The organism is Daejeonella sp., assembly GCF_044232565.1.
Lineage (GTDB): Bacteria > Bacteroidota > Bacteroidia > Sphingobacteriales > Sphingobacteriaceae > Daejeonella.
In genome coordinates this window covers 1-8,702 of the sequence record NZ_JBIILQ010000111.1, presented here as the reverse complement: position 1 = coordinate 8,702, position 8,702 = coordinate 1, and the positions used below count along the sequence as shown (strand labels likewise).

Annotated in this window: 7 protein-coding genes; all 7 read right to left on the bottom strand. The window is 35.0% G+C overall.

The annotated features are described in order from the left end of the window. Positions 1-665: oligosaccharide repeat unit polymerase (locus ACILQF_RS07485; RefSeq protein WP_395626796.1), on the bottom strand; the 665-nt coding region annotated here is incomplete at its 3' end. 195 nt (positions 666-860) lie between these two features. Next, entirely contained in the window at positions 861-1,994 is a 1,134-nt protein-coding gene (gene wecB / locus ACILQF_RS07480) for a non-hydrolyzing UDP-N-acetylglucosamine 2-epimerase (protein WP_395626795.1), read from the bottom strand. A gap of 11 nt (positions 1,995-2,005) precedes the next feature. Further along, positions 2,006-2,860: an SDR family oxidoreductase gene (locus ACILQF_RS07475; RefSeq protein ID WP_395626794.1), complete on the bottom strand. Its 855-nt coding sequence runs from the start codon at positions 2,858-2,860 to the stop codon at positions 2,006-2,008. Continuing rightward, positions 2,857-3,909: a polysaccharide biosynthesis protein gene (locus ACILQF_RS07470; RefSeq protein WP_395626793.1), complete on the bottom strand. Its 1,053-nt coding sequence runs from the start codon at positions 3,907-3,909 to the stop codon at positions 2,857-2,859. The genes ACILQF_RS07475 and ACILQF_RS07470 overlap by 4 nt, the downstream gene beginning before the upstream one ends. A gap of 15 nt (positions 3,910-3,924) precedes the next feature. Then, positions 3,925-5,217, bottom strand: a complete 1,293-nt coding sequence (locus ACILQF_RS07465) for a glycosyltransferase family 2 protein (RefSeq protein ID WP_395626792.1) — start codon at positions 5,215-5,217, stop codon at positions 3,925-3,927. A gap of 133 nt (positions 5,218-5,350) precedes the next feature. Next, complete coding sequence (locus tag ACILQF_RS07460) at positions 5,351-6,880, bottom strand: hypothetical protein (protein WP_395626791.1); 1,530 nt, start codon at positions 6,878-6,880, stop codon at positions 5,351-5,353. 85 nt (positions 6,881-6,965) lie between these two features. Continuing rightward, on the bottom strand, positions 6,966-8,276 hold the full coding sequence (locus ACILQF_RS07455; RefSeq protein ID WP_395626790.1) for a nucleotide sugar dehydrogenase: 1,311 nt from the start codon (positions 8,274-8,276) through the stop codon (positions 6,966-6,968). Positions 8,277-8,702 lie beyond the last annotated feature (426 nt).

Below are 8,702 nucleotides of genomic sequence, written 5' to 3'. Positions count from 1 at the left end.
ATCGTTTTTATTACATTATTAATATTTCTTGGGATAAACTTTCTCAATGCGAAATAAGATATAATAATAGTAAATAGACTATTAATCACTGGACCTCTTTGGGACACTGCAATCTGATCAAATATTGGAAATAAAACAGCTATTAATAATCCTGTTGTCATTAATTTATTACGTTTCTTTAATGTCAGATTATAGAAAAACATTAAAATCCCAATATCTGACAACAACCCTGCAATAATAGCAGGGAGATTTGAAATTTTACCATCGCCAATATTTGAGGCCTCTGACGAATCCATAGTATCTTTGTAAATAGCCAAACCAGCGGTAGAGTCAAACAATATTCTCTTAAAACCATCAATAACATTTGGCAGCCCTTTTTGCATTAAAAAAAACGTACTAACAATGAGAATAATACCGATTGTATTAAATAAAAGATTGCTAGGCTTTTGAATCTCTATAATTTTTAATTCATCATATTTTAAAACAGGCCAAGCAGCAATCATTATCATTATATATAAATAAATAATAGGAAATAAGCGTAGCTGATTAAACTCTGGACCCCAAAAAGGGTCATAATATAGAAAAAATGAAAAGAAAGAATATAAAAGAAATGAAAAGATAATTACACTTCCTGCATCAAAATATCGTTTTTTATTTTGATACATAGCTAAGGTAATTATCCAAACGAGTATATTGAGTATAAGCAATATAAAATTAACATCAAACCTCATATAATACCTTTCTAATTTCAGTCTTAAAAAATGATATTTGGATTGGAAGTATGAAAGAATGAATAACCGCTCAACATCAGGAAGGATAGTTGTTAGGATAATTTTAAATTTTCATTTAATATATGAAAATTATTCTTCATTTTTTCTCCACACCATCTTATTCACCACTCCAGTATAGCTCTGAATAATTTTAACTACTTTAGTTGATACATTTTCATCTGTATAATCCAGAACATCACAAGCATTATTTCCGTTCTTATGCATCTCAACAGCCATATTGACTGCTTGAAGGACAGAACCTGATGTAATGGAACCGATTATGAATACTCCTTTGTCCATCGCTTCTGGACGTTCAGTAGATGTTCTTACAGATACGGCTGGGAAATGAAAGAAAGCGCTTTCCTCAGGTAGAGTTCCACTATCAGAAACTACACATAAAGCATTTTGCTGAAGTTTATTGTAATCGAAAAATCCAAGTGGTTGATGTTGGATAACTCGCTTGTCAAATTTGAATCCGCTTTTCTCGATATTTTTCTTGGAACGAGGGTGACAGCTATAGAGAATTAGCATATCGTATGTCACTGCCAATACATTTATAGCATTCATAAGCGAGAAAAAATTGGATTCGATGTCTATATTTTCTTCCCGATGAGCTGAAAGCAAAATATATTTAGTTGCTTCCAGACCAAGCTCTTCCAGCACTTTACTTTCATTAATTTGCACTAAACATTGTTTTAGCACTTCTGCCATAGGAGAACCGACTACATAGGTATATTCTGGCTTTTGACCCGAATCAAGGATATACCTGCGAGCGTGTTCGGAATAACAAAGGTTGATATCACTGGTAACATCCACAATACGGCGGATAACTTCTTCTGGTAAATTCTCATCTTTACAACGATTACCAGCTTCCATATGGAATATAGGAATCTTCAGTCGTTTAGCAGAGATTACGCACAAACAAGAATTGGTATCACCTAATACAATGATAGCATCAGGTTTAACCTCCATCATCAACTCGTAAGACTTGGCAATCACATTACCCATCGTCTGTCCAAGGTTCTCACCTACTACTTCAAGGTAGTTGTCCGGTTCGCGCAAGTCCAGATCTTTAAAGAATACCTCGTTCAATGTATAGTCATAATTCTGGCCAGTATGTACGAGGATGTGATCAAAGTATTTGTCACATTTCTTAATAATAGCCGACATCTTGATAATTTCAGGTCTTGTCCCGATAATTGTCATTAGTTTCAGTTTCTTCATATTGCTCAATACTAAAGATTATAATGAGGATACATATTCTTGTGTTTTTTAATCCATTCAGCCATTTCGGCAATCATCGTTTCGTAATCGGGAATTAAATAGCTGAACTCATATCTGGTACGCTTGAGCGATTTGTCTGCATTTACGCCTTCAACCGGGTTAATCTTCAAAGAATCCCCTCTAAGATAGTGATTGAAGAGCATGAGCAAATCGTACTTTGAAATAGAATGGTCTGGAACAGTGTTATACAACCCATGTGCTTTTTCCTTAGCTGCCATTTCCATAGTCTTTGCAAGTTGGAGAGTCGTCTGTCCAGTCCACATAGCCTTGGTGTAACCATTAATTTCACCACTTTGATGCATAAACCAGTTAAGAAGCCCAATACCCTTAGAACTGATATCAGGGCCTACGATAGAGTTTCGTAATGTAATATTCTTATCATCCTCAAGTTCTCCAAGAGCCTTTGACCTATCATAGAATGTTTCACCATCACGAAAATCATCCTCGGTGTATTCGCCGCATTTGCCGGAAAACACACAGTCTGTACTCATGTGAATTACTTGTGTATCAGTGCCGGCAGTAGCTTCTGCTAAAAAATGTGGAAAATAGGAATTCAGGAAAGTAGCCAAAGTCCTATTATTCTCAGCAAACTGATTGAGTATACCGATGCAGTTAATCACAGTATCATATTTACTTTCAGCAATATGCTTTCTCAGGAATTCAGTATCATGAGCATCACCGGCAATACTGTTAATAAATTGCGATTTTAATCTTGCAAAACCAACTACTTCATGTCCTTGCTCTTTTAAATACAAAGAAATAGTATGACCTGCCATGCCATTGCAACCCAATACAAAAAAATTCATATTACTTTACCTATTTTTTTAAGTTCATCCTGTATAAAATCAACAGAAAGTAATTTATTTTTTACCTGCTCAAGACTTAAAAGTTCTGTGTTGTTACTATTGAATTCTGTCAATAGATTGCGCTCAGTGTCTCCGTCGACAAAATACTTAGCATAATTTAATCCTCGATTATCACTGGGTACCCTGAAGAAGCTACCCATGTCAATAGAATTAGCACATTCCTCGTTAGTCAAAAGGGTCTCATATATCTTTTCACCATGGCGTATGCCGATTACCTTAATATTTTCTTTATTGCCTTCAAATAGCTCGCAAACAGCCTCCGCCAATGTCATAATTGTACATGCCGGAGCCTTTTGTACAAGAATATCACCACTTGTTCCGTTCTCAAAAGCAAAAAGCACAAGATCAACTGCTTCGTCAAGTGACATAATAAAACGAGTCATTGAAGGTTCAGTCAAAGTAATAGGTTGCCCTTTTCTTATCTGATTAATCCACAAAGGAATAACAGAGCCGCGGGAACACAACACATTACCATAACGGGTACAACAAATTTTCGTTTTATCCGGACTTACGTTACGTGATTTCGCCACAATTACTTTCTCCATCATTGCTTTGGAAGTGCCCATGGCATTGACAGGATAAGCAGCTTTGTCAGTAGAAAGGCAAATTATGGTCTTTACACCCTCCTCGATGGCTGCACTAAGCACATTGTCTGTGCCCAAAACATTGGTTTTCAAAGCCTCTAGAGGAAAGAACTCGCAAGAAGGCACCTGCTTTAGAGCAGCTGCATTGAAGATGAAATCTACACCGTGTATAGCATTCTTCACACTTGCTAAATCTCTAATATCGCCGATATAGAATTTAATCTTTTCAGCGAACTCCGGCATCTTAGCTTGAAACTCATGACGCATATCTTCTTGCTTTTTTTCATCACGGGAAAAAATTCGGATTTCACCAATATCGGTATTTAAAAAGCGGCTCAAAACTGCATTTCCAAATGAACCTGTACCACCTGTTATCAACAGGATTTTATCTTTAAATAATGACATATCACTAATTTATAATTAATTTATTTTGGGAAGATTCTCCATCTTAAATATCTTGTTTCTAAAAAATATTCTACAAGTATTTCTGATAAATGAAATCATCTCTTTAAAGGATATTTTATTGTAAAAATTATATATGAAATTCGTAGCGAGAGAAGCATCGAAAATGTTATTAATCCCTAATTCTGTCCCCTCAAATCTAATTGAATTAGTAATGACAAATCCGTAAACTTCTTCCTTTCTAACGACTTTTCTCTTTGTTGTAGAAAACAACTTATCAAATAAATCCAATAAATTGTGCTGCTTGGCAATCTCCTTGAGAATATTCAATTCTCTGATTAACACCTCGTTTTCAGATGGACTTGTTTCAATCAGTTTAAATGAAGCACGTATGAGTGCGTCAAAGGATATTGGTGCAAACTTACCAGGCCATCCTGGTAAATCTTGCGCTGTCAATAAATAATCTGCTGTCATCAGAGTTACCAAAGGTGAGTATTGCTGAGAAGCTAATTTAGCATGCATTGTTCTTCTAATGTTATCATTAAAAAATTGCTGCGCTTCTTCTCTGGATTTCTTGTCAGTCCTGTGATAATTTCTCCCTTGAGATTTAGTAGTAGTACCCCCTATCGATAGTGGTTCATAAGTAAAGGCATAATCCTCAACTTCTCCCGCCAGCACGACCCCGGAGAACCCATCCGGAGTGGGACAACAATAAAAGCTATGATCTTTTGTTCTTGCTTTTACTCTATCAATAAGAGCTGTTGAGGCAACTCCCTTCATGAAAAGCATAGGGCATTCATCTATCTGGTATAGAAAGGTCTTCGATAACTTATTCAAGAATGTTTGTGATTTAATAAATTTTACGCCATAATTCTTCCTTCTTTTAACAGAAAAAATATTTTTACCACCTTCATAATCAGAATAAGCAAAGCCAGCTGGAGTCCAAGTCAATAATTCCCTCTTTGTTAATGAAAGAATATCAAACATCCGTCCAATACAGCCCGGAACGAGACCATCATCACCGCCCAAAGCCAAAACATATCCGGGGCGGACCTGATTAAGCGCAAATTCAAAGTTATCTCTCATTCCCAAATGATGATCGTGTGCAAACAATTTTATTCGGGAATCCTTTATCATTAAATCACGGACTATCTCAACAGAGTTATCCTCACTACAATCGTCAGAAACTATTATTTCAAAATTTGGATAATCTTGTATCACACAGGTTCTCAGGGTATGAATCAAATACTCTGCTCGGTCTTTTTGTGGAATTATAACTGTAAATAACGGATAATCAGTCTGAAAATTCATAAAATGGTATTATTGCAAGTGGAAATCTCCAATTATCAGTGAACTATTAATATAATTAACTTCCTCACTTTTACAAGCGCAGTTACAAGTTGCTATCGACAGGATTAGTGGTTTTTCATAAGTGCTAATACTTCTATTTTCGTTTTAATTGGGCTATTAGTTGTTTCAAAGCAACTTTTTCGATTTTGGATAAACCAATCAAAAACGCCAATGATGCTACACATGCAATAGAAAAAAAAACAACTGCACATACTCGCAGTGATGTATTCCTAATAATTCTATGTATTAGAAAAACAAATGAAGACGCAAAAAGAGTTATTGTTAATGCAGGTAGAATGAATGACTTTAAATATTCAGAATAACTGAATGGTTTATAATATTTTTTAAGACAGATTAGTCTAACAAAATGAGATGCAACGGCTGCAACAATCATCACAATGTAGGTAGTGTATGCCGGATACCCCAATTTAAATAAAATATATGTAGCAGGCACACATAAAAGAGTGAAAGTTTCTACTGCTACGTGATACTCCTTAACGTGGCCTGTGGCCTGAATAATGATAGATATGGGATTATTCAAAGACATTATCAAAGCATAAACTAAAATAAATCTAGAAAATAGCACAGTTTGGGGATCTGATGTATTCAGCCACAAAATCAAAACAGTATCCATCTCAAATATAAGAGGAAGAAAAATCATCAATAATCCGTAGTATATAAACTTGTTACTCAAATTGAAAATCTTATTCAAATATAAATACGACTCGCTAGCATAAGATTTCATCATTGGCGTTCTAATTGCCATTAAAAAGCTACCGCTAAATGAACTCACAGCCGAAGAAAACTGAAAGGATATCGCTCTTGCAGAATTGACCAAAGGTCCAAAAAAAATATTGACCAATATGGTATTAACTTGAGCCATTCCAACTCCAGCTACCGAACCAAATAAAGACCATCCTGAGAAAGAAAGCAACTCTTTGTATAGTGTTTTTTCCGTTGGCTTATGATAGCGACATTCAGCATATTTATTCTTACCGATTACTATGTAGGATACCATAATCATTAAAGATATTAAGAAAAGAGTTGCCCCATAAATGATTAAACCATCTACTGGAACTAGATAAATAAAAAGTACCGATGTCAATTTCAATATACTCTCAGCTGTACTGATTATGGCAAATATTCCCATATCTTCGTGTGCCATGGTTGCAGCAGAATATGGAACCTGTAAGAATGAAAAAATGAAAGAAAATATCGAGAACTGATATATCCAGTTTACAGCATTCATTCTATTATCCGGTATCATTAATTGAGTATTAACAAACCATAAACCAACCGTCTCTCCCAATATGAATACTATAAGAGATAAGAATGCAAATATGATAATACTGGTAGAGAATATATTTCGAAGTCGTTCTGATTTGTTTTCGCCTATAGAGTATGAGTAATACCTTTGTGTAGCAGTTGAGAGTACACTGCTAATACTAATTAGCATAGTAATTAAACCTGAAACAACATTATTGATGCCATAATCTTCAGCACCAAGTGCATTTAGTACAAGTCGTACGGTATAAAGGTTAATCACCATAACAACCATCATTCTGATATACAGTAGAGAGGTGTTTTTAGCGATACGTACGGTACTTGAAGAATTAACTGACATTATATTTTATAGTTGGTTGCTCATAGAAACATGAAACCACTAATGCATAAATAAATATTTATCATATAGAAATAATTAGGATAATTTATAATGAATAAATTTTTTCGGACACTTCATTAATTACATTTCTTAAATCAACTATTAGTCTTGCGTGTTTCTTTATCAATTCAGGATTAAACACCTGATGATTGGTTGTAATGATCACGCAGTCAGCATTTTGCATTCCTTCGACAAGCTCGGTAACTGAATTTAATGAATTTCCGGCTGGTGTAGTAACTTCTGTAATAAATGGATCGTGATAAGTTGCAAGTCCACCTTTGTGTATGACAATGTCAATGATTTCGAGGGCTGGAGATTCTCGGGCGTCGTCAATGTTCGGTTTATATGCAACTCCCAAAAAGAGAATTTTGCTGCCGTTTACTGCTTTTTGTTGGCTATTTAAAGCCGTAGCTATTTTAATATACATGTAGTGAGGCATCCGCATGTTGATATGCCCAGCTGCATGAATCATACTCAAATCAAAATCATATTTTTTTGCAATGTGTTCGAGATAAAACGGATCAAGTGGAATACAGTGTCCACCAATTCCCGGGCCGGGGTAAAAAGCCTGGAAACCAAAAGGTTTGGTTTTGGCTGCATCAATAACTTCCCAAATATCAATTCCCATTTTACCCGAAAGCAAAGCCAGTTCGTTAATTAGGCTAATGTTTACGAGGCGGTAAGTATTTTCAAGAATCTTAACCATTTCGGCCACCTTTGGAGAGCTTACTAAGTGAAGTGTATCTACTGCTTTGGAATATATTTTTTCACCTATTTCTAGTCCTTCTTTGTTAATGGCGCCAAGTACTTTCGGTGTATTTTTAGTATGAAAACTAACATTGCCTGGATCAACACGTTCTGGAGAATAGGCAAGCCAAAAGCTGACACCATGCTTTAAACCTGATTCCTGCTCGATAATTGGAAGTATAAAATCTTCGGTAGTTGTAGGATAAGTGGTGCTTTCGAGGCTGATAAACGTTCCTGATTTAATGTTTTGTCCAATAGCAACACAGGCTGTTTCAATGTAACTCATGTCAGGTTTGCGGAACTTGTCCAAAGGAGTTGGCACACAGATTAGCAGCGCATCACATTCTTTGATTAGTGTAAAATCAGTGGTCGCTTTGAGCTTAATATTACCGACAACCTCGCGCAATACTGCATCGCGAATGTCTTTTATATAGTTCTCTCCGTGATTGATTTTATCAACTTTGATTTGCGATTTATCGAAGCCAATAACCCTAATACCAGCCTGAGCAAAGTTAACTGCAAGTGGAAGCCCTACATAACCAAGTCCAATAATACCTACTGTTTCAGTGTTGAATGCTATTTTTTGTAATAGAATAGATGCTTGTGACATAATTAATATTTTATCTTTAAATTTTATTTTCTGCAACTTGGATAATGTAGAATCCTTTTTTTGATTTCAGAGCTCAATTTCTAGTTAGATAGAGAAAGTATTCGAGGCGTGTAAGAATGATTTTTAAAAATGTTGTCACGATTTCTTATGTTCTATGACCACTTCTTAACTGATTATGAAAATGATTAGAAAGAATTAAAAATATAAATTGACACACTGCTGTTGCCGTTTTATCATAAATACAAGAAAAAAGAGTTGTATAAAACTGATTGTTAGGCTTGAATTATAAAGGAAAATTACAACTTTTAGAGACATTTAACTCAGTTTTATTGAATCACACATTTTATTTATCAGATCTTTAAATCCACCTTTAGTATATTTAATTGCAAACCAAAATTACACCAACACATTTAATTTTACTACTTT

Coding starts and splice junctions, on each gene's coding strand:
- wecB (WP_395626795.1), bottom strand. CDS start 1,994: ATGAAGAAACTGAAACTAATGACAATTATCGGGACAAGACCTGAAATT.
- ACILQF_RS07475 (WP_395626794.1), bottom strand. CDS start 2,860: ATGAATTTTTTTGTATTGGGTTGCAATGGCATGGCAGGTCATACTATT.
- ACILQF_RS07470 (WP_395626793.1), bottom strand. CDS start 3,909: ATGTCATTATTTAAAGATAAAATCCTGTTGATAACAGGTGGTACAGGT.
- ACILQF_RS07465 (WP_395626792.1), bottom strand. CDS start 5,217: ATGAATTTTCAGACTGATTATCCGTTATTTACAGTTATAATTCCACAA.
- ACILQF_RS07460 (WP_395626791.1), bottom strand. CDS start 6,880: ATGTCAGTTAATTCTTCAAGTACCGTACGTATCGCTAAAAACACCTCT.
- ACILQF_RS07455 (WP_395626790.1), bottom strand. CDS start 8,276: ATGTCACAAGCATCTATTCTATTACAAAAAATAGCATTCAACACTGAA.